At 68.5% G+C, this 24,654-nt stretch carries 26 protein-coding genes; 13 read left to right on the forward strand and 13 right to left on the reverse strand.

Annotation, left to right across the window (positions count from 1 at the left end):
- Window positions 1–30: 30 nt before the first annotated feature.
- Genes L978_RS08275 through L978_RS08285 form a run of 3 tightly spaced genes read right to left on the reverse strand, consistent with a single transcriptional unit; the run spans window position 31 to window position 1,479 of the window.
- Window positions 31–474: a YdeI/OmpD-associated family protein gene (locus tag L978_RS08275; RefSeq protein WP_047522248.1), complete on the reverse strand. Its 444-nt coding sequence runs from the start codon at window positions 472–474 to the stop codon at window positions 31–33.
- Window positions 471–941 (reverse strand): SRPBCC family protein, encoded by a 471-nt coding sequence (locus L978_RS08280; protein ID WP_047522250.1) that lies wholly within the window; start codon window positions 939–941, stop codon window positions 471–473. The genes L978_RS08275 and L978_RS08280 overlap by 4 nt, the downstream gene beginning before the upstream one ends.
- Before the next feature lies 1 nt (window position 942).
- Complete coding sequence (locus tag L978_RS08285; protein WP_047522251.1) at window positions 943–1,479, reverse strand: MarR family winged helix-turn-helix transcriptional regulator; 537 nt, start codon at window positions 1,477–1,479, stop codon at window positions 943–945.
- A gap of 176 nt (window positions 1,480–1,655) precedes the next feature.
- On the opposite strand from L978_RS08285, the gene L978_RS08290 reads away from it, so the two are divergent.
- From L978_RS08290 to L978_RS08310, 5 genes are read left to right on the forward strand one after another with little or no spacing between them, the layout of a single operon-like run.
- Complete coding sequence (locus L978_RS08290) at window positions 1,656–2,432, forward strand: electron transfer flavoprotein subunit beta/FixA family protein (protein ID WP_047522253.1); 777 nt, start codon at window positions 1,656–1,658, stop codon at window positions 2,430–2,432.
- Window position 2,433: 1 nt separating this feature from the next.
- Window positions 2,434–3,405 (forward strand): electron transfer flavoprotein subunit alpha/FixB family protein, encoded by a 972-nt coding sequence (locus L978_RS08295; protein ID WP_047522255.1) that lies wholly within the window; start codon window positions 2,434–2,436, stop codon window positions 3,403–3,405.
- Between the two features lie 2 nt (window positions 3,406–3,407).
- Entirely contained in the window at window positions 3,408–5,084 is a 1,677-nt protein-coding gene (locus L978_RS08300; protein WP_047522257.1) for a cytochrome b/b6 domain-containing protein, read from the forward strand.
- A gap of 57 nt (window positions 5,085–5,141) precedes the next feature.
- Window positions 5,142–5,888 carry a hypothetical protein gene (locus L978_RS08305; protein ID WP_047522259.1) on the forward strand — a complete coding sequence of 249 codons (747 nt, stop codon included), beginning with the start codon at window positions 5,142–5,144 and terminating at the stop codon, window positions 5,886–5,888.
- Entirely contained in the window at window positions 5,885–6,337 is a 453-nt protein-coding gene (locus L978_RS08310) for a nuclear transport factor 2 family protein (RefSeq protein ID WP_052193431.1), read from the forward strand. The genes L978_RS08305 and L978_RS08310 overlap by 4 nt, the downstream gene beginning before the upstream one ends.
- A gap of 13 nt (window positions 6,338–6,350) precedes the next feature.
- Here L978_RS08310 and L978_RS08315 read toward each other — a convergent pair whose 3' ends face one another.
- A complete protein-coding gene (locus L978_RS08315; protein WP_047522261.1) occupies window positions 6,351–7,511 on the reverse strand; it encodes an NADH:flavin oxidoreductase/NADH oxidase in 1,161 nt (386 codons plus the stop codon).
- Window positions 7,508–8,905 (reverse strand): MFS transporter, encoded by a 1,398-nt coding sequence (locus L978_RS08320; protein ID WP_156118255.1) that lies wholly within the window; start codon window positions 8,903–8,905, stop codon window positions 7,508–7,510. Before L978_RS08320 ends, L978_RS08315 begins: the two co-directional genes overlap by 4 nt.
- Window positions 8,906–8,992: 87 nt before the next feature.
- Here L978_RS08320 and L978_RS08325 point away from each other — a divergent pair, with 87 nt between their 5' ends.
- A complete protein-coding gene (locus tag L978_RS08325; RefSeq protein ID WP_052193432.1) occupies window positions 8,993–10,027 on the forward strand; it encodes an MBL fold metallo-hydrolase in 1,035 nt (344 codons plus the stop codon).
- Here the strand turns inward: L978_RS08325 and L978_RS08330 are convergent.
- From L978_RS08330 to L978_RS08350, 5 genes are all read right to left on the reverse strand, one after another.
- A complete protein-coding gene (locus L978_RS08330) occupies window positions 10,014–10,448 on the reverse strand; it encodes a nuclear transport factor 2 family protein (RefSeq protein ID WP_052193433.1) in 435 nt (144 codons plus the stop codon). The genes L978_RS08325 and L978_RS08330 overlap by 14 nt on opposite strands.
- A complete protein-coding gene (locus L978_RS18345; RefSeq protein WP_052193434.1) occupies window positions 10,445–10,885 on the reverse strand; it encodes an acyl-CoA thioesterase in 441 nt (146 codons plus the stop codon). The genes L978_RS08330 and L978_RS18345 overlap by 4 nt, the downstream gene beginning before the upstream one ends.
- The gene (locus tag L978_RS08340) at window positions 10,882–11,625 is read right to left on the reverse strand and encodes an SDR family NAD(P)-dependent oxidoreductase (protein ID WP_047522263.1); all 744 of its coding nucleotides are present in this window, start codon (window positions 11,623–11,625) and stop codon (window positions 10,882–10,884) included. Before L978_RS08340 ends, L978_RS18345 begins: the two co-directional genes overlap by 4 nt.
- 86 nt (window positions 11,626–11,711) lie before the next feature.
- Window positions 11,712–13,310 carry a flavin-containing monooxygenase gene (locus L978_RS08345; RefSeq protein WP_047522265.1) on the reverse strand — a complete coding sequence of 533 codons (1,599 nt, stop codon included), beginning with the start codon at window positions 13,308–13,310 and terminating at the stop codon, window positions 11,712–11,714.
- Entirely contained in the window at window positions 13,307–14,233 is a 927-nt protein-coding gene (locus tag L978_RS08350) for an alpha/beta hydrolase (RefSeq protein WP_052193435.1), read from the reverse strand. Before L978_RS08350 ends, L978_RS08345 begins: the two co-directional genes overlap by 4 nt.
- Window positions 14,234–14,314: 81 nt before the next feature.
- Between L978_RS08350 and L978_RS08355 the strand changes: the two genes are divergently transcribed.
- The gene (locus L978_RS08355) at window positions 14,315–14,887 is read left to right on the forward strand and encodes a PadR family transcriptional regulator (protein WP_052193436.1); all 573 of its coding nucleotides are present in this window, start codon (window positions 14,315–14,317) and stop codon (window positions 14,885–14,887) included.
- 40 nt (window positions 14,888–14,927) lie between these two features.
- Here the strand turns inward: L978_RS08355 and L978_RS08360 are convergent, their stop codons facing one another.
- Complete coding sequence (locus L978_RS08360) at window positions 14,928–15,707, reverse strand: SDR family NAD(P)-dependent oxidoreductase (RefSeq protein ID WP_052193437.1); 780 nt, start codon at window positions 15,705–15,707, stop codon at window positions 14,928–14,930.
- Between the two features lie 139 nt (window positions 15,708–15,846).
- Between L978_RS08360 and L978_RS08365 the strand changes: the two genes are divergently transcribed.
- The 4 genes from L978_RS08365 (at window position 15,847) to L978_RS08380 (ending at window position 20,555) form a co-directional block, all read left to right on the forward strand.
- Window positions 15,847–17,067: an ABC transporter substrate-binding protein gene (locus tag L978_RS08365; protein ID WP_047522266.1), complete on the forward strand. Its 1,221-nt coding sequence runs from the start codon at window positions 15,847–15,849 to the stop codon at window positions 17,065–17,067.
- Between the two features lie 98 nt (window positions 17,068–17,165).
- Complete coding sequence (locus tag L978_RS08370) at window positions 17,166–18,023, forward strand: branched-chain amino acid ABC transporter permease (protein ID WP_047522268.1); 858 nt, start codon at window positions 17,166–17,168, stop codon at window positions 18,021–18,023.
- Between the two features lie 2 nt (window positions 18,024–18,025).
- Window positions 18,026–19,843: a branched-chain amino acid ABC transporter ATP-binding protein/permease gene (locus L978_RS08375; protein WP_047522270.1), complete on the forward strand. Its 1,818-nt coding sequence runs from the start codon at window positions 18,026–18,028 to the stop codon at window positions 19,841–19,843.
- Window positions 19,836–20,555, forward strand: a complete 720-nt coding sequence (locus tag L978_RS08380; RefSeq protein ID WP_047522272.1) for an ABC transporter ATP-binding protein — start codon at window positions 19,836–19,838, stop codon at window positions 20,553–20,555. Before L978_RS08375 ends, L978_RS08380 begins: the two co-directional genes overlap by 8 nt.
- Here the strand turns inward: L978_RS08380 and L978_RS18550 are convergent.
- Window positions 20,552–21,631: a nuclear transport factor 2 family protein gene (locus L978_RS18550; protein ID WP_156118256.1), complete on the reverse strand. Its 1,080-nt coding sequence runs from the start codon at window positions 21,629–21,631 to the stop codon at window positions 20,552–20,554. The two genes, L978_RS08380 and L978_RS18550, sit on opposite strands and share 4 nt — an antisense overlap.
- Window positions 21,628–22,461: an SDR family NAD(P)-dependent oxidoreductase gene (locus L978_RS08390; RefSeq protein ID WP_052193438.1), complete on the reverse strand. Its 834-nt coding sequence runs from the start codon at window positions 22,459–22,461 to the stop codon at window positions 21,628–21,630. Before L978_RS08390 ends, L978_RS18550 begins: the two co-directional genes overlap by 4 nt.
- Before the next feature lie 73 nt (window positions 22,462–22,534).
- On the opposite strand from L978_RS08390, the gene L978_RS08395 reads away from it, so the two are divergent.
- Together L978_RS08395 and L978_RS08400 are read left to right on the forward strand one after the other, a co-directional pair.
- Window positions 22,535–23,353, forward strand: a complete 819-nt coding sequence (locus tag L978_RS08395) for an SDR family oxidoreductase (RefSeq protein WP_231555029.1) — start codon at window positions 22,535–22,537, stop codon at window positions 23,351–23,353.
- Window positions 23,350–24,570 (forward strand): acetyl-CoA C-acetyltransferase, encoded by a 1,221-nt coding sequence (locus L978_RS08400; RefSeq protein WP_047522274.1) that lies wholly within the window; start codon window positions 23,350–23,352, stop codon window positions 24,568–24,570. Before L978_RS08395 ends, L978_RS08400 begins: the two co-directional genes overlap by 4 nt.
- Window positions 24,571–24,654 lie beyond the last annotated feature (84 nt).

The following is a 24,654-nucleotide window of genomic DNA, read 5'->3' on the forward strand; positions in this document are numbered from 1 at the left end:
TCGGAGATTCCTGAGGAGTTGTGAACGCCCTCAGCCGGAGAGGGCGTCGAGGACCTTCGCGATCCGGCGTTCGCGCGTCGCGTCCTGTTTGGCCTCGGCCACGCTCCGCGCGTGCTCTTTGCGTACGGAGTACGACAGTGCGTCGAAGCGTGCCCGCACGGCAGGGTCGGCGTCCAGGGCTGCAGCGAGCTCGGCGGGGATGTCGACGGTGCGCTCGGCTGAATCCACCCGGATCACGGCATCGATCTCCTGCCCGATCTCCAGCCCGAGTTCGGTGCGGACGGCCTTGCTGAACCCGATCAGGTTCTCGTCGCCCATCCGCGCCAGTCGCAGGCGGGCGGTGCGTCCGTCGATGGTGACGGCGACCGGGAAGGCTTTCCCGGCACCGAACGACGCGACCTGCTCGTCCGTGAGCAGGATCGCCGCGGCGGGGCCACGACCGGTGAGGACGGTGTGCAGACGCAGTTCGCTCATGCCGACAGGGTACGCCCGGGGTCCTCGATCTCGGCGGCCAGAATCGTGTTGCGTTCGCTGATCAGGCGGCGCATGTACGCGCCGAGGAACAGGGCGTCGACGATCCGGCCGAGCGGACCGAAGGGCGACCGGAACGTCACCGTGTCCCGCATGAGCGTGCCGGACGGATGCGCAACGAACCGGTGCTCGTGCAGGAACGCCGCGAACGGGCCGGCGATCTGCCGGTCCGAGAAGCCGTGGGGTTGATCGATGTCGAACACGACGGAACGCAACCGGAACGGGACGCCGAAATGACGTGCCCGCCACGTCACGGTCGACCCCTCCGTGAACGATCCCTCCGCCGGTGCCTCCACCATCGACTCGCCGTGTCGAGCCATCGAGCGGACGTGCAGCTCAGGGTCCAGCGACGCGGCGAACACGGCAGCGGGTGGTGCGGCGATGAGCGTCTCGAGGACGAACCGGGGCATGTCAGAGCGGCTCGGGATGCGGGCGAGGGTCCGCGAAGTCTCCCGCGGCCTTGCGGAGCCGTGCGACGATCGCGACGAGTTCTGCGGCGTCGTCTCCACTCATGCCGGGATCGACGAAGACCTCGGAGTTCAGGGACCGGGTGGCGCGTTCGACCAGTTCCCGCCCGGCATCCGTGAGGGCGAGGAGCGCGGCCCGACCGTCGTGCGGGTGCGGCTCCCGCACCACGAGCCCATCGCGGACCAGTCGCTCCGCCGTGCTCGTGACCGTGGTCGGGTGCACTTGAAGGCGAGCGACGACACTCGACAGGGGGAGGCGTCCGGCGCGGCTGAACGCGAGCAGGCGCAGCACCTCGAACCGGGCGAAGCTGAGCGCGAACGGCTTGAGCGCCGCATCGACGCGGGCGAGCAGGAGCTGTTGGGCTCGCATGACCGAGGTGACGACAGCCATGCCGTCGGCGGCATCCGTCCACCCGTGCGCGATCCACTGCCGCTTGGCCTCGGCGAGCGGGTCAACGGGGAGCGGGCGGGGTCGGGTCACCTCTCTACGGTACCGGCGGCGGCGTGCGGCGGACGGAGCGTGGGGAATACCGCAGCCGGAGTGTGGGGTATGTATACATTGTCGGGGCAATTCTGGGGTCCCGACCGTGGTTTCCTCCGCTTTTGGCTACATAGAGGCCCATGCGGATAGACTCAGCGTGTCGTGAGGAGCAATCGATGAAGATCTTCGTCTTGGTCAAAGAGGTGCCCGACACCTATGGCGATCGCAAACTGAATCTCGAGACCGGGCTCGCTGATCGCGCCGCCGGAGATGTCGTCCTGGACGAGATCACCGAGCGTGCTCTCGAGGTCGCCCTCAGCTACGCCGACAAGAACGACGGGACCGAGGTCGTCGCCCTCTCGATGGCTCCGGCCGGCTCGACCGCCTCCGTGCGTCGGGCGCTCGCGATCGGCGCCTCGTCGGCAGTGCACATCGCCGATGAGGAACTCGTGGGTGCCGATCTCGGCCTCACCGCCGAAGTGCTGGCCGCCGCGATCCGCCGCGGGAGCCCCGACCTGGTGATCACCGGGAACCTGTCGACCGACGGCTCGGGCGGTGTCATCCCGGCCATGCTCGCCGAGCACCTCGGGTTCGCGCAGGCCACCGCTCTCACGTCGGTCGAGATCACCGACGACGGCGTCTCCGGGGTCCGCGGAGCGGATGCCGGCAGTCAGCCGATCACGGCGTCGCTGCCCGCAGTGATCTCGATCACCGAGGCGCTCCCCGACGCGCGCTTCCCCAACTTCAAGGGCATCATGGCGGCGAAGAAGAAGCCGCTGGAGGTGCTCTCGCTCGCCGACCTCGAGGTCTCGGCGGATCCGTCCGCAGCGCCGCGAACCATCATGACCGCGGTGTCGGAGAAGCCTCCGCGCGCGGCCGGCGTGAAGATCACCGATGAAGGCGATGCCGCCGACAAGCTCGTCGACTACCTCGTGCAGAACAGGTTGGTGTGAGATGACTTCTTCCGAGAACCCGATCCTCGTCCTCGTCGACGTCGACCCCTCCGGCTACGTCGCGACCAGCACAGCCGCGCTGATCGGTGCCGCGTCGACGGTCGGTACGCCCGTGGCCCTGATCGTCGGCGGGAGTCCTGCGGCGGTCGATCAGGCCGCCGCGGCCGGAGCATCCGCGGTGCTGACGGCCGACGGAGACCCCACCGCGCTGACGGTCCCGATCGTGGACGCGTTGCAGGCTGCGGCAGCCCAGGTGCGACCCGATGCTGTGCTCATCTCGAACTCGATCTCCGGTCGAGACGTGGCGGGACGATTCGCGGTGCGCACGAAGAGCGCACTGTCGGTCGACGCGGTCGGTGTCTCCCGCGACGAGGAGGGTGTCGTCGCGCACCACTCGGTCTACGGCGGCGCGTATCTGGTCGACTCCGCTCCGACATTCGGAACCCCGGTGATCACGGTGCGTCAGGGCGCGGTCGATGCGCGTGCCGAGGCGGTGTCGTCGCACTCGGTCGAGGTACTCGATGTCACCCCGTCCGGGGTCGTCGCCGCGACGGCAGGTCCGGTCGAAGCGGTCGAGGTCGCCTCCTCCCGCCCTGAGCTGAGGGGCGCCACCCGTGTCGTCTCGGGCGGACGCGGACTCGCCTCCAAGGAGAAGTTCGTGCTCGTCGAGGAGCTCGCCGACGCGCTCGGAGCGGCGGTCGGTGCCTCCCGGGCCGCCGTCGACGCCGGATACATCCCGCAGTCGCACCAGGTCGGACAGACGGGCGTCTCGGTCTCTCCGCAGCTGTATGTCGCTCTCGGCATATCCGGAGCGATCCAGCACCGTGCGGGCATGCAGACGTCGAAGAACATCGTCGCGATCAACAAGGACCCCGAGGCGCCGATCTTCGAGGTCGCGGACTTCGGCATCGTCGGCGACGTGTTCACCGTGGTGCCCCAGGTGATCGCGGCGCTCGAGGCGCGGAAGAACTAGTCATGGCGACGCGGATGCTGCGACGCGGTCTGCCGCGGGTGCCGGGCGGGGACCCCTGGCCCCCTGCGGATGCCGTGGCCGTGGAAGCGGCCGACGCTCCCGAGCCTTCGGACGTGTCGCTCCCGGAGGCGGCCGTGCCGGTCGCTGAACCCGTCGCGGCCGAGGTCGCGCCGGAGGCGGACGCGCTCGCACCGAGTGTGGGGTCCGTGAACGGAGCCGTCGCGGCGATGACGGGTGTGGTCGCCTCCTCCACCGCGGGCATCCGGCGAGGGCTCCCGCGCGTGCCCGGGGGTGAGCCGTGGCCGCCGGTCAGTGGTGCGCAGGCTCCCGTCGCGGACGAACCAGCCGCGGAGGCGGTGCCCACGCCGGCATCCTCGGCTGCGGCATCAGCCTCGGCTGCGGCATCCGCCTCGGCCGCGGCATCCGGCCCGGTCGTGTCGGACACCGTGGGCGCTGCTGCTCCTGTGTCGACGCCCGCGCCCGCCGCGACGCCGGAGACGCACGCCTCCTCGGCGATCGGCGTTCGACGTGGGCTGCCTCGTGTCGTCGGTGGTGAGCCCTGGCCGCCCGCCGGCATCACTCCGATCGTCCCCGCAGCCGCGGCCCCTGTCGACGCTGCTGCTACCGCTTCCGAGCATCCTGTCGCTGCCGAGCCTCCTGCCTCCGCGGCCGCGCGGGTCCCGACCGCTGCTGTCGCCACCGTCGATACGCCGCTGGCGTGGAAGCGCACGGTGTGGGACGGCCGTGCACCGCGGCACGTGGCTGCGGCCCCGGAGCCCGCACGTCGTCGTCCGACCTGGACCCAGGCGATCGCCGTCCTGTTCGGCGCCGCTGCGCTCGGAGTGCTCGCCGGAGCCGCCATCGCGCTGGTGCGCACGCTCCTGAGCTTCCCGTTCATGCAGGACTTCCTCGCGGCCTTCCCCGGTGAGTACGAGCCGGCTATCGCGGTCGCGCCCGGATTCGCACCGTGGGTGAACTGGGCGCACTTCTTCAACATGTTCCTGATGGTGCTCATCATCCGCTCCGGACTGCAGGTGCGCACGGAGAAGCGTCCGACGGTCTTCTGGACGCCCCGCGGCAATGCGAAGGGCAAGATCAGCCTGAACCTGTGGTTCCACCAGGCGCTCGACATCCTGTGGCTCGTGAACGGCGTGATCTTCGTGGTGCTGCTGTTCGTCACCGGGCACTGGGTGCGCATCGTGCCGACGAGCTGGGAGGTCTTCCCGAACGCGCTGTCGGCGGCCCTGCAGTACGTCTCCTTCGACTGGCCGCATGAGAACGGCTGGAACAACTACAACAGCCTGCAGCAGCTCGCGTACTTCGCGACCGTGTTCATCGCGGCTCCCCTCGCGGCGATCACCGGTTTCCGGATGTCGGGGCTGTGGCCGAAGAAGGCCGAGAAGCTGTCGAAGGCATATCCGGTCGAATGGGCTCGTGCCCTGCACTTCCCGATCATGCTGTACTTCGTGGCGTTCATCATCGCGCACGTGGCGCTGGTGATGCTGACCGGATTCCTGCGCAACCTGAACCACATGTTCGCCGCGCAGGATGCCGCCACCTGGACGGGATTCTGGGTCTTCGTCGTCTCGATCGTCGTGATCGCCATCGGCTGGGCGGCCGCCCGTCCGCTGGTGCTCGCTCCGATCGCGAAGGTCTTCGGAAAGGTCTCGGGGCGCTGACACCGGATACGGTACGCGAGCATTGACACGTAACCAAGCAAACGCTTGACTGGAGCAGTGTTCGCGCCCCTCGCCTTCTTCTCCTTCGTCCGCCTCGGCGACCGCTCTCAGCATGCCGCGTACAACCGTTGGCATCAGCTCGATCATCGCCCGGAGAACCTCGCTCTCCCCGGTGTGGCCTGGGGGGACCGCTGGGAGGTGCGCCCGGAATACGCCGGACTCGGTGACGGATCACTCGCCGGCGCCGTCGACTTCGTCGCCATGTACTGGTTCCGTGAGCCGGTCGAGGAATCCGTCGCGGCCTGGGACGCACTCGGCGAGGCGTCCTTCCAGTGGGGGCGGGGGCCGCTGGTCCCCGGCATCCACCGCCCGCTGTTGGCATTCTTCCGTCCGGTCAAGGGCTATGCGGCTCCTCGCGCGCTGATCGCTCCGGAGGTGCTGCCGTACCGCCCGCACCGCGGCATCCATGTCACCGCCACACGGTTCCCCGAGCCGCACAGTGCCGAGGCTCATGCGGCGCACCGGCGCGAGGACCGCGAGCTCATCCCGGCGCTTCTGGAGCTCGACGGGGTCGCCGGAGCATGGACCTTCTCCTACAGCCACCCTCAGCGTCATTCGTCGCTGCCCTTCGAGGAGACGCCCGCCGATCCGCCGGGGAGCATCCGCATCCGCCTCGTGTACCTGGAGGAGGATCCGGCCGAGATGGCGCCGGCGCTGCAGGCAGTCGAAGGAGAGTTCTCGGAGCAGGGGGAGCGGCTGCTCTCCACGCCTGTGAAGACGATCATCCCCTGGCAGGACTGGTGAGCAGCGAGGCTCTGGAGCGCCGGCTGCGGTCTCTGGAGGACCGCGCCGCGATTGCGGATCTCATCGCACGGTACGGACCGGCCGTGGACGCGGGCGACGCGGATGCGGTCGCAGCGCTGTGGGTACCCGACGGCACCTACCAGTTCGACGACACGGTGCTGGAGGGCGGCGGCATCCGTGGCCTGGTGGGCATCCCGACGCACGAGGAATACATGCGCCGCGGCTGCGCGCACATCGTGTCGGCGCCGCGGATCGAGATCGACGGAGACGAGGCCGTGGCGGTGACGCACTCCGTGGTGATGCTGCGCGAAGGGGATCGGTGGGTCGGCGAGCGGGTCAGCGCGAATCGGTGGGAGATGCTTCGCACTCCCGACGGGTGGCGCGTCCGGCACCGGCGCAACAGGTTGCTCGACGGCGCCGCCGCCGCCCGGGAACTTCTCGTTCCCTGACCCGGCGGGGGAGTCAGACGCCGAAGCGCGACAGAGGCGACTCGCCGGACGAGGCGAGGCGGGCGAGGGTGCGGGCCCGCGGGCCGAGTGCGCTGCCGAAGCGCACATCCCAGGAATCGTGGCTGTCGTCGCCGAGGGCGATCCGGGCGTGGTGCGGCCAGTTGGGGTCGTCCAGCACCTGTCGTCCGAGCAGCACCAGATCGGCGTCTCCGTGTGCGATGAGCCGGGAGGCCTGCTCCGGATCGATGATGAGGCCGACGGTCGCGGTGGGCACACCCACCTCTGCCCGGATGCGTCGCGAGAAGTCGGCATGGAAGGAGAAGCCGCGCCGGATGCGCGTGTCGACCGCTCTGTCGGTGGTGATCCCGCCGGAGGAGGTGTCGATCAGATCGACGCCGGCGTCCGCGAGGCGACGTGCCACCTCGACCGTCTCGTCGATGCCGGCGCCACCCTCGGCGCCGTCGACCGCCGAGACGCGGAACGACAGGGGGATGCCCTCGCCGATCGCGGCGCGCACGGCGGCGACGACCTCGAGGGGATAGCGGAGACGGTTCTCGGCGCTCCCGCCATAGTCGTCCGAGCGGCGGTTCGAGACGGGTGAGAGGAACGAGTGCAGCAGATAGCCGTGCGCGCCATGCAACTCGACGAACCGGAAGCCGGCGGTCACCGCGCGGGTGGCCGCATCGTGCCAGTCCTGCACGGAACGGCTGATCTGCTCCGTCGTGAGGGCGGCGGGCACGGTGTGGCCGGGGCCGGCTGCCAGGGCGCTGGGAGCGACCAGGGGCCAGGGGCCGGATCCGGTCGCCGCATCCTCAGCATCCAGGGGTGCGCCTGCGCGCCAGGGTTCCCGCACAGCGGCGCGCCGTCCGGCATGACCGAGCTGCACGCCGGGCACAGCGCCGGCCGCCGAGACGAGTGCGGCGATCCGACGCCATCCGGGGATCTGCTCGTCGCTCCACAGGCCGGCGTCGAAGGGCGAGATGCGGCCGTGCGGGTGCACGGCCGTCGCCTCGGCGATCACCAGCCCGGCGCCGCCGAGGGCGAAGCGGCCGAGGTGCGCGACATGGAAGTCGGTGACCAGACCGTCCGAGGACGCGTACATGCACATCGGTGAGACGCCGATGCGGTTCGGCAGGGTGACATCGCGAAGGGCGAGCGGCGAGAAGAGTGTCATGCGGGTTCCTTGTTCGGCGGCGGACGGAGGAACGCGGCGAACACCGCTGTGACCACGCCGCAGAGGGACGCGAAGCCGAGTGACAGTCGCAGCGCCGGTTCAGAGAGGAAGGCCGGATCGACGGATGAGGGGAGGGCGGCGATCACGAAAGCGAAGAGCGCGGACGCCACGGCTCCCGAGAGGGTGCGGATGACGGAATTGAGGCCGTTCGCCGTCGACACCTCGTCTCCCGGGACCGATGCGGTGATCAGGGAGGGCATCGCCGCGAACGCGAAGGCCACGCCGGCTCCCACGAGTGCGGAACCGATGACGACGGACAGCACGCCGCCGTGGAACAGCATTCGGAACAGGAACGCCGCCGCCATCGTCGCCGACCCGAGCAGCAGCGCCCTGCGCCCGCCGAAGCGGTTGATGACGCGCGCGGCGAGCGGAGCGAGGAGGATCATCGTCAGCGCGGACGGCAGGAGGAGCATCCCGGCCGCGGCGGTGGCGACCTCGAGGCCGTAGCCGGTGGACGCAGGGGAGAGGGCTTCCTGCGTCGTGAGCAGGTGGTTGGCGTACATCCCGAACGTCGCGAAGAACGAGGCGATGTTGATCGGCAGGATCGGCGCATGCATCGCCGTTCGCACGTCGATCAGCGGCGCGGGATGCCGCCGTTCCCACAGCATCCAGACGACGAGCGTCACGAGTGACAGGAACGCGAGAGTGAGCGTGGGCGAGCCGGTCCATCCCCAGTACTGTCCCCGCGAGATCGCGAGCAGCAGGGCGGTGAGTGCAACGGTGAGCAGGGCCGCGCCGATGAGGTCGAAGGTGTGGGAGCCGCCCGTCGGGGCTTCGGCGATGCGCCAACGGATCAGGATGCAGAAGACGCCTCCTACGATGGCCGAGCACCAGAACACCGTCGACAGGCCGCCCCATTGGAGTAGCGGCCCGGCGAGGACGAGCCCGAGCGCCGAGCCCATGCCGAGGGTCGCGCTCATGAGCGCGATGCCGAGGACGGCCCGGCGGCGCGACACGAGCGCGCTCAGCAGACCGATACCGATCGGGACGACCGCGGTGCCGAAGCCTTGCAGTGCGCGTCCGACGAGCGCGGCACCGAAACCGGGGATCACCGCGGCGATCACGGAACCGAGCACGAGCAGACCCATCGACACCAGGAGCATGAGGCGTCGGCCGTGCAGGTCGGCGAGTCGGGTGACCATGGGGGTGCCGACCACTCCCGTGAGCAAGGTGACGGTGATGAGCCAGGAGGCATCAGCGGCCGTCGTGTCGAGGAGGTCGGGGATGAGCGGGAGGAGGGGGACGATGAGGGTGAACTGCAGCGACGTCAGCATGCCGCAGGCGGCGAGCAGTGCCACCACCATGCGCTCGTGGCGCTCTGATTCCGACTTCACCGTCACCGTTCCGCTCGGGGGAGCGCTGTCCCTTCGTCAGGCTATCCGGATCTCGCAAAATGAACAAGCGATTGCTAGGGTGAAGTCATGACCAGCCTTGCGGATGACGTGGTCGCCGTCGACGAGGTCGAGCGCGAGGCGTGGGAGGCGGGGCGACTGCTCGAAGCCCGCGAGCTGGGTGACGGGTTCTGGAGTGTTCCGACGTCGATCCCGGAGGGGACCCTGCCCGGCACCCTCGGTTACGCGCTCATCGGCGACGACGGTGTGCACCTGATCGATCCCGGCTGGGATACGCCGGAGAACCTCCACCGCATCGAGCGGGCTCTGGCTGCTGAGGAGAGGTCGCTGTCCGACATCCGCACCATCATCGTGACCCACCATCATCCGGACCACCTCGGGATCGCGGGTCGCATGCTAACGCTCACCGGAGCTCGTCTGGTGATGTCCGCAGCCGAGCGGAGCGTGCTCGCCGCTGTCACCGCCCCCGCCGCGCGCGATCCGGAGGCATACCGCGACACTCTCACGCGCTGGGGCGTCCCAGAGGGGCGGCGCGAGGAGCTCGTCGCCTCGTTCGCGCGCCCCTCCCTCACCGGCGATGTCGAGCCTGATCTCCAGGTCGTCGACGGGGACGTGCTCGAGCTCGGCGGGCACCGCCTGGAGGTCATCGCGACGCCGGGCCACACGGGCGGCCACATCTGCCTCGCCGATCGTGCGAGCCGGTTCCTCTTCACCGGGGACCACGTACTTCCGCGCATCTACTCGGGGGTCGGCATCGGGATACTGGCCGGGACGGAGCCGATGGGGGACCTCCTGTCGTCGCTCGACCGTCTCGCCGAGTTCGACGACTTCACCGTGCTTCCCGGCCACGAGTTCCGATTCGTCGGGCTGGCGTCGCGGCGCGTCGCGATCTCCGCCCATCATCTGCGGCGAACCGGCGAGGTGGCCGCGCTGGTCACGGAGCTCGGCGACCGCTCGGTGTGGACCTATGCCAGCCGACTCACCTGGACTTCGGGCTGGCGTGGTCTCGACGGCTTCTGGCTGCACTCGGCCCTGCGGCAGGCCGAGATGCACCTCGAGCTGGTGCGCAGCGGCCGGGCGCAGGGCTGGCTCAACCCCGACTGATCACCCGATGGTGCAGATGCCAGCCCGCTGCGGTGCGCACGAAGGTGTCGGCGTAGACGCCCATCGCGGCGAGGGTCGGGACCCCGTTGGTTCGCCGGTAGTAGCGGAAATAGGAGCGCGCGCTCGCGCGGTCCTCGTCGACCTCCACCGCGATGCTCGAGATGTCGTGGCGGGTGTGGGTGCCTGGACCCTGGATGCCGGACGCGCGACGGTCATGAACGCCGGCGAGCAGTGCGTCCCGCCCTCTGATGGTCTGCACATCCATCGGCAGATCGGTGGCATCGGTGAGATCCCAGATCGCATCCGGGGTGAAGCACGCGATGTACTCCTCGGGATCCCCGGCGTCGGCGAGATGCGCGATGCGCGCGAGGAGCATCGCGATGTCCTGGCGGTCGCCGATCGTCCGCAGATCGGCGCTCACGTCAGTTCCCCGGTCCAGCGCTCGAGATGCACGCGGAGGGCGGCCGGGATCGGCACGGGGTCCTGCGCGGGAGAGACCGTGACGATCGTGCTCTCGGCGCGGGCGACCGTGATCCGATCCTCCAGGCGGGTCATCTCGAAGGCGAATCGGAAGGAAGAACGGCCGACGCGCCCCATCCTCAGGTCGATCCGGATCTCGTCGAACAGCCGAGCCGCGGCCAGGTACTCGCAGGTCGTGGCGCGAGACACCGTCCACCAGCCGAAGCGTTCGACGAGGGTGTCCTGCCGTAGCCCTTGCAGGTAGAGGAACTCGGACTGCAATCCCTCCATCTTCGGGAACCAGGCGGCGTAGTAGAGGATGCCGGCGGGGTCCGTGTCGGCGTAGCTGAGACGCACGGTGTGCGAATGGATGATCGGCCGGTCGGCGGCCTCGATCACTGCGTCACCGTCCAGCCGCCGTCGACCGGGAGGAACACGCCGTTGATGTAGCCGGCGAGCGGCGAGAGCAGGAAGAGCGTCGCCCAGGCGATGTCATCAGCGGTGGCCATGCGGCCCAGCGGGATGCGGGTGAGCACCCTTCGGCCGATCTCGCTACCGGCGAACCCGGCCAGGCGTGGTGTGTCGGTCATCCCCGGCGCGACGCCGTTGGAGCGGAACTCCTTCGCGTGGTGCGCCGCGAGATGGCGGATGTAGCCCATGATCGCGGCCTTGGAGGCCGAGTACCAGGCGTTGTCCGTGCCGACCAGGTTGCCGGCCACCGACGTCGTCGCCACCATCGCCGCGCCCTCTCCGGGGTCGGCGGCCGACCACGCCTGCGTCATCCGGCGGACGCTTCCGACACAGATCTCCAGCGCTCGGTCGAACGGGATGTCCGAGCTGGAGGCGGGGCCGGCGTTGTTGTGGAGGTAGCGGATGGTCCCGAGCACACGACGCGCGTCGGCGAACCCGCCGTCCACCGCAGTGTCGTCCGACACGTCCGCTACCCAGGTGTGCACGGCGGGCGCAGCGTCGTGCACGAGCTGCGCGGTCTCCTCGAGGCCTCCCGGGTTCAGATCCCACAGGCTGACGGCGAGTCCGAGCTCTGCGGCGTGCACCGCGGTAGCGCGGCCGATGCCGCTCCCGGCGCCGGTGATGAGCACCGCGTCTCCTGCCGCGAATCCGAAATCGACTGCACTCATACCGCGCTCCTTTGCCCAAGCATTTGCTTGTTTGACTCTAGCGTCGTCGCGACGGCAAGGCCACCCCCCGCCGCGACGACGATGTACTAACGGGAGGACAGGATGAAGCCGCGGTAGTCGGCGGCTGCGACCTCCTCGCAACGATCGATGTAGTTCTTGAAGCCGCCGATGTAGGGCAGGAACCCGCGCGCCTTGCCAGCGATGTTCGAGCCCGTGTACCAGGAAGGGGCCGAGCCGAACAGGGTGCGATCGGCGAGCTCGAGCGAGTGTGCCGTCCAGGCCGCGGCAGCGTCGGACCGCGCTTCGATCGAGGTGTGGCCCCGTTCGCGGCAATACGTGATGATCCGCAGTGCGTAGTCGCCCTGCTGCTCGGATGTGAGCGCCATGTTCGACAGCACACTGGGGCTGCCGGGGCCGTTGAGGACCAGCAGGTTCGGGAAGCCGGGCAGCGCGACGCCGAGGTACGTCGAGGGGAAGCCCGCCCACTCCTGGCGCAGCGATCGGTCGTCCCGACCGCGGATGTCGACCGCCGTGAGAGCTCCGGTCATCGCGTCGAACCCCGTCGCGTAGATGATGACATCGTGCTCACGGTGGCGCTCCGTGGTCCGGATGCCGGTGGCGGTGACTGCGGCGAGGGACTCCCGCCGCAGGTTCACCAGAGCGACGTGCGATTCGTTGAACGTCTCGTAGTAGCCGGTGTCGGTGCAGATGCGCTTGGTGCCGAGGGGGTGGTCGCGGGGAGTCAGCGTGTCTCGCGTCGCGGCGTCCGGTACCCGCTCGGCGAGCTTCTGCTCGAAGAAGACACGGGCGGCGTCGTTGATGACCGGATCGACCGTGAGTCCCTGGAACGCCTTCGCGAAGAGGACCCCGCCGCGGGTCCAGCTCTCCTCGAAGACCTCGGCGCGCTCTTGTTCGTCGGCCTCTGCGAACGGGGTGGGATGGCTCGACCACGGGGACCCGGCCGTGCTGTTCCACGACAACTCGCGGCGACGTTCCAGGTCATCCTGCTGGCGTTGCCACTCCGCGTCGTCGATCACCCGATTGAAAGCGGGCACGCTGTAGTTGGCACTGCGCTGATAGACGGTCAGCTCCGCGGCATCCCTTGCGATCAGCGGGATCGCCTGGACGCCCGAGGAGCCGGTGCCGATCACCGCGACCCGCTTGCCGCTCAGGTCGACGGGGTCTTCCGGCCACGCCGAGGTCTGCAGGACGATGCCGGTGAAATCGTCGCGACCGGGGAGCTCAGGCAGCTGCGGCTTCGAGAGCCCGCCGGTCGCCATGACCAGCCATCGTGCAGAAGCCTCCAGCCCGGACTCCGTGCGCACCTCCCAGCGCTGCGCCCGTTCGTTCCAGGAAGCGGAAGCCAGACGCTGGCCGAACCGGTAGTGCCGCCGCACATCGAAACGGTCGGCGACGTGGTTCAGGTAACGCAGGATCTCCGGCTGTGTCGCGTAGCGCTCGCTCCAACGCCACTCACGCTGCAGACCGTCATCGAACGAGAACGAGTAGTCGATGCTCTCCACATCGCAGCGAGCGCCGGGGTAGCGGTTCCAGTACCAGGTGCCGCCCACGTCGTCTCCCGCCTCGAGGCCGAGGATGTCGAGCCCGGCGCGCTCGGCGTGGATCGTGGAATACATGCCGGCAAGGCCGGCGCCGACGATGATGACATCATGTTCGGGGGTCATCGGTGGTCCTTCGGGTCAGAGGTCGTCAGGGAGCGGAGGTCGCTCCAGAGGATCTCGGCGGCGCCGAGAGCGGGTCCGTATCCGGGGATGGTCAGGAAGCCGTGGAACTGGTCAGGGTGGTGGCGGAGGATGACCGGCACCCCGGCCTCACGCATCCGAAGCGCGTAGGCGGCTCCCTCGTCGCAGAGCGGATCGAGGCCGGCGGTGACGACGACGGCGGGCGGGAGGCCGGAGAGGTCGTCGACCGCGAGCGGGGAGACATCGGCATCGAAGCGGTCGGGATGATCGCCCAGGAAGGTGCGCCAGTAGTGCGCGAGCAGTTCCGAGGTGATGAAGTATCCGCTCGCCCTGGTGCGGTGACTGTCGGACGACATCTCCGGATCGAGGAACGGGTACAGCAGCGCCTGAGCCACGACCGGGCTCGCTCCGCGGTCGCGCAGAACGACGGCGGCGCCGGCCGCGATGTTGCCACCCGAGCTGTCGCCCGCCAGGAGGATGCCGCGGTCGGCGAGGCCTGCCGACATGACCTCGTCGACCACGGCGACGACGTCATCGCGTGCGTCCCCCGGCCCGGCTTCGGGCGCGAGACGGTAGCCGACCGACACGACGGTAGCCTCGGTCGCGCGCGCCCACCGGCGACAGAACCCGTCGTGTCCGGCGATCGAGCCGTGCAGGAATCCGCCGCCGTGTGCGTACACGGTCGTCGGGGTGTCGCGATGCACGACGCGAGGGTGGTACACGCGGATCGGGATGTCGTGCGTGCCGGCGTCCACGGTTCGGTCATCCGTGGAGACGACGTCGTCGAGATTCGCCGCCGGACGGATCCGGCTGTCGGCGGCGGCGCGGCCCTCCAGGGGCGTCATGGTCGCCAGGGCGGGGAAACTGGAGTTGAGGAGTTCCAGCATGCGCGTCGTCTCGTCCACATGATCTCCTTCGATCAGCAGCGGTATGACTGTTAGTCATAGTACGATCAGGAATATCTCACTCATCGACGAGGAGGTCAAGTGAGCGAACACGAACACCCCGACGAGCAGGTCGATCTCCCGGCGACGAGCTGGGCGGTTCTCGGCATCCTCTCGTTCGGCACCGAGCTTTCGGGCTACGACGTCAAGCAGTGGGCGGATCAGAGCCTCGCGTACTTCTATTGGGCGCCCTCGCAGAGCCAGATCTACACCGAGCTGCGGCGGCTGGAGGAGCTCGGACTCGCGGTCTCGCGCGTCGAGCAGACGCACGCGGCGAAGAGCAGGCGCCTGTACGGCATCACCGACCTGGGGCGCCGGAGCATGCGCCGGTGGTCGGACGAGATCCCGGCGGAGCCGGTGGTGCTCAAGCACTCCCAGATCCTGCGGCTGTGGGCAGCGCACAACGGTGACCTCGATCGTCTCCGCGCGGCCCTGGCCGAGTATCGCGACGAGTCCGTCCGGAGCGCCGCAGAGGCGGGCGCCCACGCTCTGGGCGCGCGGCGCGAGGACGACTGGAGATTCTCGGGTGTCGCGCTGGAGTGGTCGGAGCGTTACTACCGCGACGAGGCGGCTCGCATCGACTGGCTCATCGAGCGCCTCCGCGGTATGCGATGAGCACCGCGGTGGCGGCGTGAGCCTCTCGTGTTCGCCGCTGTCAGATTCCGAAACCGCCGTCCACGTCGAGTTTCTGTCCCGTGATGAATCCTGCGGCGGGGGAAGCGAGGAACGAGACGGCGGCCGCGATGTCGGCGGCGGTTCCGAAGCGACGCAGCGGGATGTTGGCGGTGGCGACTTCCAAGGCGCGCTCGTCCAGGTCGCCGGATGCCATGAGTCGAGCGGACATGCCATCCCACAGCATGCCGGGGCCGACGGCGTTCACGCGCACACCGAAGCGGCCCTCTTCGGCGGCGAGCCCGCGAGCCAGTGCCTCGACGCCGCCTTTCGGTGCGACCGAGAGTCCGTCCCGCACGGGATAGCGACGGGTTCCGGCGCTGGTGACGACGGTGAGGGAGCCCGAGGCCGCCCTGAGGGCCGGCAGGAACGCCGTCGCGATGACGAAGAAGCCGATCAGGTCGTCATCGAGCTGACGGGCGAACTGCTCGACGGAGACCTTCGACAGATGCACCATCGGCACGTGCGGGCCGGCGGCGTGGATGACCGTGTGCACGGCCCCGTGCCGGGCCACGAGGTCGTGTGCGAGGGCCGTCGCCGCGGCCTCATCCCGCACGTCCAATCGATGAGCTTCACCCGCGTCGCCGAGAGAGGCGAGCAGAGCGGGAGTCGGTTCCGAGCGGTGCGTGATCGCCACGCGCACTCCGTCGGCGGCGAGGGCTTCGGCGATGGCGGAGCCGATTCCGCCGGTACCACCGGTCACGACGGCGATGCCGGGGAGGTCACGGAGGTGGCGGTTCTCAGAGGTCGGTGCAGTGTCCATGAGCCGGAATCTAACAGGTGTCCGAATCGTAACCAAGCAATTGACCGGTTGGGCGTTGCCCGGGCTGTCCGAGTGTGATTTACTAAGCAAGCGTTTGGTCGCCCTTGCGCTCTAGCTCAACGATGAGAGAGGTTCGGATATGCGGTTCAACAGATTCGCGGCGGTTGCCGCAGGGATCGTGGTGTCGACGGTGGTGCTCGCCGGCTGCTCGGGCGGTGACGCGGACGCAGGCAATGGAGGCGATGGCGGGGACGACCCGATCAAGGTGGTCGTGCTCGGCGGTATGGGGGCCGAGGGCATCCTGGCCGACAACGCCACGACATCCGTCACCGCCGCACTCGCCTCGGTCGATGCCATCAACGACGACGGCGGCGTGCTCGGCCGTGAGGTGGAGATCACCCATCTCGAGGACAACGCGGACCCGACGGTGGCCGTGACGAAGCTGCGTGAGTACATCGCGACCGAGGGTGCTCCTGCCCTCGTCATGAACTCCGGACCTTCGACCATCACCGAGGCGATGCTGCCGATCCTGACGCAGAACAAGATCGTCTCCTTCAACATCGGCCCGACCACCACATCCGGTGACCCGAGCGTCAACCCCTACAGCTTCAACCTCAGCGCATCCGTTCCCGACTACCTCGGTTCGTTCGTCGCCGAGATGGAGGACCGCGGATACGAGGACGTCGCGATCCTGCACGGATCGAGCGCCTATGGAGAGCTCTTCGGCTCGCTGGGCGAGACGACCTTCACCGACGCCGGCTTCACCGTGACAGGCAACGAGGGCTTCGACAACGCCGCACTCGACATGACGGCGCAGCTGTCGGCTCTGCAGCAGGGTGACCCCGATGTGCTCGTCCTCGACGCCTACGGTGCTCCGCTCGGCTACGTGCTGCAGAGCCTGGAGAAGCTCGGCTGGGATGTGCCCGTCATGGGCAACTCCTCCGTCGCCGCCACGGGACTGATCGCCACGCCGGCGCCCGACGGCGTGCTCGGCACCGATCAGGTCAAGAACCTCACGATGCAGGTGTACTCCAGCACCCAGTACAACCCGGACGACACCAAGGTCAACGACGCCGTCGAGCGCATGCTCGCCGCGGGGGACATCAAGTCCTCACTGATCCTGGCGTACAACTACGACTCGATGTTCCTGTTCAAGGCCGCAGCGGAGAAGGCCGGCGGACTCGACGACCCCGACGCGATCGTCAAGGCCCTGATCGACCCGGACGTGCAGAAATCGGCAGGAACCGCGATCCTGAGCCTGTACGCGTTCACGGACGACTCGTACAGCCCTCACGTCAGCCCCGACCAGTTCTCGTTCATCCCTCCGGGCGAACTCGTCAACGGTCAGTTCCAGCCGTGACCGCGGTCGGCGCGTGACCATCGCCGACGGCTCGGATCTCGAATCGGATCCGGGCCGTCGGCACACCAAGCCACAATGATGGAAGGAACCCGACCGCAATGACCATCATCTGGTCCGGCCTGGCGCTCGGTGCGATCTACGCACTGGTGGCGATCGGCTACAACATCGTCTTCCTCTCGCAGAAGACCTTCAACTTCGCGCAGGCGGCGTTGATGATGCTCGGCGCGTTCATCGCGTACGTCGGCATCGTCGTCTGGGGTCTGCCCTGGTGGCTCGTCGCGATCGCCGCTGCCGTCATCGTCGGCGCGATCGCCGCGCTCGAGGAGCGCGTCGCGATCCGTCCGGTCAAGGACCCGCACAACCTGCTGGTCACGACGCTCGGCGCCTCCATCATCATGGAGGGCGTCGCCCAGGTGATCTGGGGCGGCGAACCGAAGCGGGTGCCGTTCTTCATGGGCGATCAGGTGCTGGAGTTCCTCGGGGGTCGTGTGTACCCGGTCGAACTCGCGTTGATCGTCCTCGTCATCCTGCTGGTGATCGTGCTCACCCAATACGCCAAGCGGAGCATGACCGGCATCGCTCTGCTCGGCATGAGTGAGAACAGAGAGGCCGCGCAGCTGCGGGGTGTCAACGTGCGGCGCTTCGCTCTCATGGCCTTCATCTTCACCGGCGTCCTGGCCGGATTCCTCGGTGTCTTTGTCGGTCCCAAGACCTACGCCGTCGCGACGCTGGGTGCCTCGCTGGCGCTCAAGGGCTTCGTCGTCCTGGCGATCGGCGGGTTCGGTTCCCTCGGCGGCGTGCTCGTCGGCGGACTGATCGTGGGGCTGGCGGAGGCACTCGCCACCCGGTACATCGGTGCGGACTACGCGGGTCTGACCGTGTTCTTCATCCTCATCGTGATTCTGATGGTCAAGCCGACGGGGCTCTTCACCCGTCGCGTGGAACGGACGGTGTGACCATGGCTGCTCTCTGGTTGAAGCTGCGAGCGGTCCCGGGGTGGATCTGGCCCCTCGCGGTCGGGATCTTGTTGATCGTCCTCCCTTTCCTCGGTCTCAGCTACGCCGCGACGCGGCAGATCGAACTCACCCTCATCCTGGCGCTGATCGTGCTGGGGTTGAACCTGTCCCTCGGGTACGCCGGAGAGCTCGCGATGGGTCAGGTGGCGATGTACGCGGCCGGCGCCTATGCCGCCGGGCTCGCGAACAAGGCCGGCGTCACCGACATCTGGCTGCAGTTGCTGATAGGTGCGGCTGCCGCGCTCGTGATCGGGCTCATCTCAGGCATCCCCGGCCTGCGCCTCGGCAGTTGGTCGCTCGCGATGACGTCGTTCTTCCTGATCCTGATCGTCCCGGACGTGCTGTCGATCTTCAAGGAGGAGACGGGTGGTCGTAACGGGCTGGCAGGCATCATGCCCGCCACCTCGTTCGGCCAGATGATCGACGGGCGGACCTACTACATCATCATCGTCGGTGTCGCCATCGTGGCATTCGCGCTGATCCGCAACCTGGTCCTGTCGGGCCACGGCACCGCGCTCCGGGTCCTCAAGCAGAGTCCCGTGCTGGCGTCATCGATGGGCATCTCGGTGTTCCGGGCCAAGCTCACCGCTTACGCGATCGGGGCCGTGCCCGCAGGGATCGCCGGTGTGCTGTTCGCCAACCTCGACCTGTTCATCTCGCCGGAAGCCTTCGCGTTCTCGTTCGCCATGACGGTGCTCGCGGCCTCGATCTTCGGCGGCTCGGCGAGTGTCTACGGCGCCCTCATCGGCGCGACCGTGCTGCAGTTCGGTATGAACCAGTCGACCAACTTCAGCAAGTTCGGACTCATCATCTCGGGAGCGTTCCTGTTGATCGGCGGGGTCGCCTTCACGGGCGGACTCGCCGGACTGCTGCGCACGCTGCTGCGCAAGGCGGACATCGCGGCGAAGGCCAAGATCGGCGTGCGGCCGGCGGAGGCCGTGTCGGCGGAGGTCGAGAAGCTCGACGGAGCGCTGCTGCGCACCGAAGGGGTGTCGAAGGCGTTCGGCGGCAACCAGGCCCTGTCGAAGGTCTCAATCGAGGCACCGCCGGGAGCCGTCACCGCCATCATCGGACCGAACGGCTCCGGCAAGACGACTCTGCTGAACATGATCTCCGGTTTCTACAAGACGGATGCCGGAAGGATCGAACTCGACGGCGCACCGATCCAAGGACTGTCGTCCTATCGGGTCGCGCGTGCGGGCGTGTCGCGCACCTTCCAGACGCCGAACATCCCCGAGAAGCTGACGGTCTTCGAAGCCGTGGAGGCGGGGCGGTATGCCACCGAGCGACCGTCTGTCCTGGCCTCGGTGCTCCGGCTTCCGACGTTCTGGCGGACCCGCAGGGAGAACCGCGTCGCGACGGAGCGCGCGCTCGCCCTCGTCGGCCTCAGTGAGCAGCGCGACGAACCCGCCGACTCCCTCCCCCTCGGCAACCGGCGCCTCCTCGAAGTCGCCAGGAGTCTGGCGGCTTCCCCCAAGGTCGTGCTGCTCGACGAGGTCGCCTCCGGTCTGGACGAGGACGAGCTCGAGGTTCTGGAAGGCCTCGTGACCCGTCTTCGCGACGCGGGCATGACCGTCATCCTGGTCGAGCACAACTTCCAGCTCGTGCTGCGGGTCGCCGATGACATCTACGTACTCGCACAGGGCGCGGTCATGGCGCACGGCAGCCCTGAGCAGATCGAGAGCAACCCGCGTGTGATGGAGGAGTACCTCGGCGTCACAGCGGAGACGAACGCGGCGGGAGGCGGCGACCATGAGTGATGTGCTGCTGGAGGTGGCGGGGTTGCAGACCGGCTACGGCGATCTGACGGTGGTGCGCGACGTCTCGTTGACCGTGCGGGCCGGAGAGATCACCGTGTTGCTCGGCCGCAACGGTGCCGGCAAGACGACGACACTGCGTGCGATCACCGGGCTCAACAAGATCTCGGGTGGCACGGTTGCATACCTCGGCGAGACGTTGACGGATGCCCCGCACAAGCGGGTCGTCCGAGGGATCTCGTACGTCCAGGAGGGCAAGAAAGTCTTCCGGGAACTGACGATCGAGCAGAACCTCATCCTCGGCGGCTTCTCGCGACGGATGAGCAAGCGAGCGCTGGTCGCTGCGGCCGACGAGATCTATCAGTTGTTCCCGATCCTGGGCAGCAAGCGCTCCCTGCCGGCGGCGAGCATGTCCGGTGGCCAGCAGCAGATGCTCGCCATCGGCCAGGCGTTGATGGCAAAGCCCCGCTTGCTCATCCTCGATGAGCCGAGTCAGGGGCTCGCGCCTGTGATCGTGAAGGAGGTCATGGAACGCGTGCACGAACTCAAGGACACCGGGATCGGCATCCTCCTCGTCGAACAGGCCGTGCAGGAGTCGGTGGCGATCGCTGACGAAGTGGCCGTCATCGAGATGGGGCGTACAACCCTTGCGGGTGCGGCGTCCGAGGTCACGATCGAGGATCTGCAGAAGGCGTACTTCGGGGCGATCGCCTAGGCCCGAGACCTCGCCGCCTCTTCGCTCCGGTCCTGCGTCCCGTCGCGGTGGGCCCCCGAGAGCGCGGAGGTGGTGGGGTAGCCGAGCACCGTGTTCTGCTCGCGCGCGAAGGCGGTCGTGACCCGGTGGGCGATCAGCCAGCGGCCGTCGACCCGGTGATAGATCACGTCGTAGAACCCCCGCATGGCGAGGCGAGGCGCTCCCGCGTCTTCGGCGTAGTCGCCGTGGAACTCCAGGTGGATGCGGGCCGACGCGCGATCGCCGGCGACCGCCAGCTGTGGGAGGTGCAGGAAGTGGATGCCGGCGAACGAGGCGTCCGTGCAGAACGCCTGGAGCGCTGCTCGACCCTGCACGAAAGTCTGAGGTCGGGCATCGCCCACCGGACGCGACTGGTAGATCCCGTCCGCGGTGAACAGGCTGCTCCAGGCGTCGCCGTCGCGTTCATCGAAAGTGCGAGCGTAGGTGGCCTCGAGGTCGATGATCTCCAACCGGTCTTCGAGGGCCTGCAGCCGTTGCTCGATGCTCGTTGTCATCGGGTTCCCTTCTTGTGATGGGTGGATCACCGCCGCCTGGCGTACGCGTTCACGCAAAGCCGTCGAAGGATCGTGGACATCCCGTCGGCCGCGTGGTCCGTGGCCCTCCGGCTCGCGCAGCCGGCCGGCATCCGAGCGGGTCCATTCGCGCACTGCGGTGCGCTCGACGATGCGCCATCCATCGGAGTCGCGGCGCACGTGGTCGAGGTAGCGGAAGCCGCTCGTGAAGTTGCGGGCCTCGTCGTCGGACGGTGTGCCCCAGTGCACGGCCGTGCCGTACGTCTCGGCATAGGCGTGATCGCCGAACAGTTCGACCCGATGGTTCCCGATGAGGTGCATGGTGCCGTCGAAAACGGACGTGCGCTCCCGCAGCCAGTGCACGTAGTCGTCGGCCGTGCCGGAGAAGCCGGTGTGATGATCGACCCCGTCGCGTGCATAGACGTCGCGGACCGTGGGATAGTCGGCGCGGTCGACCGCCGAGCAGTAGCGGAGGACCAGGTCGTGGATCTCCTGCCTGTCCGACAGCTCGGCGAGCGTCTTCATGCCTGATCCGGCATATTCGTCCATCCGCGCCCTGATGCCTTGCCGTACCAGCCGGAGGCGGCGAGAGTTCCGCCGTCCACCGGGATGGTGTGACCCGTGATGAACGCGGCGTCGGGGGAGGCGAGGAAGGCCACGACCCCTGCGAAGTCCTCGGGTCGGCCGAAGCGGCCGGCGGGCAGCCAGGACCGCAGGAGGGCGGGGTCACGCCCGGCCAGCATGAGTTCGGCCGGCGTCTGCGATGTGTCGGCGAGGTCGGGGGCGATCGCATTCACCCGGATGCCGGAGGGCCCCAGCTCCACGGCGAGGCTTTTCGTGAAGGCCGACACGCCTGCGTTGTACGCGGAATACACCGCGTTGCCGGGGATCCCGCGGAACGCCTCGACCGTGGAGACGTTGACGATGCTGCCGGATCCCACCGAGATCATCCCCGGCAGGAGTGCGTGCGTCACCGCGAAGACGTGCCACAGATTGAGCTCGTGAAGACGCTGCCACTGTTGCGGAGGGCTCTTGGCGAAGAAGGACTTCGCAGGACGGAAGTCGCCGACGTTGTTGATGAGCACATCGGCGTGGCCGTGCGTGCTCTCGACGAGCGTCGCGAGGCGGGTGACCGTGTCGTCGCGGGTGATGTCGCCGACGAGGACGGTGCAGCGTCCTCCGCCCGCGGTGATGTCCGCGGCGGTTGCGGCAGCGGCACCTTCATCGATGTCGACGAGTACGACGTGATCGCCGTCGGCTGCGAAACGGCGACTGATACCGCCACCGATGCCGAGGGCGCCGCCGGTCACCACCACCGTGCGCGGATGCCGTCGAGCGGCGTCATCGAGACTCATGCGACAAACCTAGCATTTGGTTGGTAGCATGGACAGGCCGGCGCATCGGAGCGCTGCGCACGGAGGAGGCGGAGTGAGCCTGGTCATGGATTTCGCGGGCAAGGTGGTCGCGGTCACCGGCGGCGCACGCGGCGTCGGACGCGGAGTGGTCGAGGCTTTCCTCGACGCCGGCGCCGAGGTCGAGTTCTGCGGTCGTTCCGAGCCGGAGAACCTGCCGGAGCGCGACGGTCGAGCTGCGTCCTTCCGTCGTGTCGACGTGCGCGACGCCGCGCAGAACGAGGCCTGGATCCGGGGTATCGCCGAGCGGCATGGACGCCTCGACGTGCTCGTCAACAACGTCGGAGGATCTCCGTTCGGTCGCTTCGAAGCCGGATCCTCCCGGTACTTCCAAGCGATCACCGAGATCAACTTCCTCTCCGCCGCGGTCGCCACCCGAGCGGCGTTCGCGCCCCTGCGGCAGAGCGCCGGAAGCGTGATCAACATCACCTCCATCAGCGCGCGTCGCGCCAGCCCCGGTACGGCCGTCTACGGTGCGGCGAAGGCGGCGCTCGAGAGCCTGACCCGCAGCCTCGCGGTCGAGTGGGCCCCGGAGATCCGGGTCAATGCGGTCAGCAGCGGGCTGGTTCACACGGAGAGCGCGGTCGACCACTACGGCACCCCGGAGCAGTACGCCGAGATCGCGCGCACGATCCCGCGTGGACGTCTCGCCTCACCGGAGGAACTCGGCAACGTCTGCGTCATGCTCGCGTCGCCGCTCTCGGCGCATGTCACGGGTGCGGTCATCCCCGTCGACGGCGGTGGCGAGTGGCCGGCATTCCTGACCCACACCCCGAACGCGGACATCGTGCAGCAGGCCGACCGTCTCGACATCACTGGAGGATCCCCATCATGACCGAAGCTGTGATCGTCTCTGCGGTCCGCTCTCCCATCGGGCGCGCGTTCAAAGGCAGCCTGAAGGACATGCGCGGCGACGACCTCGCCGTGCAGATGGTGCGAGCGGCCGTCGATGCGGTGCCCGATCTCGATCCGCGCGAGATCGTCGACCTGATGGTCGGCTGTGCGCAGCCGGCAGGACAGCAGGGGTACAACATCGGTCGGATGCTGGCGCTGCAGCTCGGGTGGGATTCAGTGCCGGGCACGACGGTCAACCGTTACTGCGCGTCGTCGCTGCAGACCACCAGAATGGCCTTCCACGCGATCAAGGCCGGTGAGGGAGATGTGTTCGTCTCGGCCGGCGTGGAGGCCGTGTCGCAGTTCGGATCCGGAAAGTCCGACGGCATGCCCGACACCAAGAATCCGCGGTGGGCACCGGCCGCTGCCCGCACGGCGCGTGACGCGCAGGACCCGGCCTTCGTGTGGTCCGACCCGCTCGAACGCGGCGAGCTCGAAGACATCTACATCGCGATGGGGGAGACCGCTGAGAACGTCGCATCCTTCCGCGGTGTGTCCCGCCGCGAGCAGGACGAGTGGGCGGTACTCAGCCAGAACCGGGCAGAGGCGGCGGCTGCCAGAGGGTTCTGGGACGCCGACATCACTCCGGTGAGACTGGACGACGGCACGCTCGTGACGAAGGATGACGGTCCCCGTGCGGGTGTCACTCTGGAGGGCATCAGCGGCATGCAGCCCGTCTTCCGCCCGCACGGCACCGTGACCGCAGCGAACTGCTGTCCTCTCAACGACGGCGCCGCTGCACTCGTGATCATGAGCGACACCCGTGCCGCCGAGCTCGGTCTCACCCCGCTCGCTCGAATCGTGTCGACAGGTGTCTCCGCGCTGTCGGCGGAGATCATGGGGCTCGGGCCGGTGCAGGCCGTCGAGCGGGCACTCGCGCACGCTCGCATGTCGATCGGCGATATCGACATCCTCGAGATCAACGAGGCCTTCGCTGCGCAGGTCATCCCCTCGATCGCCGACATCGGGATCGATCCCGCGCGGGTGAACGTCAACGGCGGTGCGATCGCCCTCGGCCACCCCTACGGCATGACCGGCGCGCGCATCACGACCACGGCGATCAACGCGCTGCGCGAGCGCGACGAGCAGTTCGCCGTCGAGACCATGTGCACCGCCGGCGGCCAGGGCATGGCCCTGGTGCTCGAGCGTCTGAGCTGACGCCACGTCGCATCCCGCCCCGCCCCACCCCGCCCCGTGCGAGTGCAGAAACGCGCCTCCTTGCGCCTGCGGAGGCGCGTTTCT

This window comes from Microbacterium sp. ZOR0019 (assembly GCF_000800925.1).
Classification (GTDB): Bacteria; Actinomycetota; Actinomycetes; order Actinomycetales; family Microbacteriaceae; genus Microbacterium; species Microbacterium aurugineum.